Here is a 1,655-nt window from a genome sequence, read left to right as displayed (position 1 = left end):
TGCGGTTGATGCGGTATTCTCGATGGATTCTGTCATCACTGCAGTCGGTTTAACAAGTGAAGTACCGCTTATGGTTGCTGCAATTATTGCTTCTGCATTGGTCATGGTTATGACTGCTGAGAAGATCAATAACCTAGTTACCTGTTACCCTGGTTTCAAAACCTTAGCGCTACTGTTCCTAGTATTGCTGGGTGGCTTGCTGATGGCCGAAGGCTTCGCAATCCATATCAATAAAGGGTATGTGTACTTTGCGATGGCGTTTGGTTTGGTGCTGGAACTGTGTCACATCCAACTAAAGAACAAGCAGCGCCGAACTATCCAGCGAATCAGACCGATGCATCAACCAACCGTGATTTATGGTGCCCAATAACTTGCTAATTTAGCCGCTCAAGAGAGCGGCTTTTTGTGTGCTTTTCTTTCAATTTTATTTACTGATTCAGAATTTGTCGTTTCGACAAAAAGTTGCATTTGTTGCATTGGATTGAATTTTTTATATAAACCGCCCAATCCACACGAGTGAATAAAATAAATGAACAAGCTGATCGATGCGTTAGCAACGGATGGTTACTACATTTGGGATGACTTCCTTTCAGAAGACGAAGTAACCCAATTACGTGATTGCATACCGGATAATTGGAAGAAAGCACGCATTGGTCGAAATGATGATGTGACCCGAATTGAATCAATTCGCAGTGACAAAATTCAATGGTTAAAACCAGCTATGGGCCAGCCAATCGCGAATTATTTGAGCAAAATGGAAGAGATTCGACAAGAGGTGAACCGCCATTTCTTCTTGGGTTTGTTTGAGTATGAAGCGCACTTTGCTAAGTACGAAAAAGGCGATTTTTACCAAAAACACCTTGATTGCTTTAAAGGGAACGAAAACCGTCGCTTAACCACGGTGTTCTACATGAATGAATCTTGGAGTGAAGAGGACGCGGGCGAACTGGTCGTCTATGACCTCAATGACAAAGAAATCGCGACAATACCGCCTCGTGGGGGGCGTCTACTGGTGTTCTTATCTGAACAGTTTCCTCATGAAGTGTTGCCGACTAACGCGGAGCGTTTCAGTATCGCAGGCTGGTTCAGAATTAATGGTGTGAGAGATAACCTTCTGGATATCGCGAGTTAACATCTAGGCACTAAATACTAAAAAGGGCGCGTGATGCGCCCTTTTTAATGTCCGGAAATCGGCTTTTAGTGGCAAATAGATATGTTGTAGCAAGCCGTCATATTCTGCTCTAACACTTCATAGACGTGAGCGCAGAGTTTATTCTGCTCAATTAGGTCATCCATGATCTCAGCAATTTGTGTTTGGCTCATTCGTCCTCGATAAGGGCGATCTTGCGATAGTGCCTGAAACACATCGGCAACGGCAATAATGCGAGAAGGGATGTCGAGTTCTTCTGCTGTTTTATGGTAAGGGTAGCCAGAGCCGTCCAAGCGTTCATGGTGATTGGAAGCCCATTCTGCGATTTTGGCGTTTGGGAACACCTTATGCAGCGCAAGTTGAGTATCTATCGTATGTCGTTTGATTCTCGTGTATTCCTGCTTACTGAGCGCGCCTTCCTTATGTAGAATTTCATCTGGCGTCTTTAGCTTACCTATGTCGTGAACCAAACCGGCAATAAACAGCATTTCTTGGTCGTGTTCAT

3 protein-coding genes are annotated in these 1,655 nt (G+C 44.1%); 2 read left to right on the top strand and 1 reads right to left on the bottom strand.

The window, feature by feature from the left end; all coding sequences use genetic code 11:
• Together R8N28_RS24210 and R8N28_RS24205 are read left to right on the top strand one after the other, a co-directional pair.
• A partial coding sequence (locus R8N28_RS24210) for a TerC family protein (RefSeq protein WP_412079926.1) occupies nucleotides 1-370 on the top strand: 370 nt, incomplete at its 5' end.
• Nucleotides 371-529: 159 nt separating this feature from the next.
• Nucleotides 530-1,132: a 2OG-Fe(II) oxygenase gene (locus R8N28_RS24205; RefSeq protein WP_005454888.1), complete on the top strand. Its 603-nt coding sequence runs from the start codon at nucleotides 530-532 to the stop codon at nucleotides 1,130-1,132.
• A 65-nt stretch (nucleotides 1,133-1,197) separates the two neighbouring features.
• On the opposite strand, the gene R8N28_RS24200 is transcribed toward R8N28_RS24205, so the two are convergent.
• The coding region (locus R8N28_RS24200) for an HD-GYP domain-containing protein (RefSeq protein ID WP_318183544.1) at nucleotides 1,198-1,655 on the bottom strand (458 nt) is incomplete at its 5' end.

The sequence above is a fragment of the Vibrio sp. Vb1554 genome, assembly GCF_033344235.1.
Note: the sequence above shows the minus strand (reverse complement) of the source record. Positions and strands in the feature narration are given on the sequence as shown.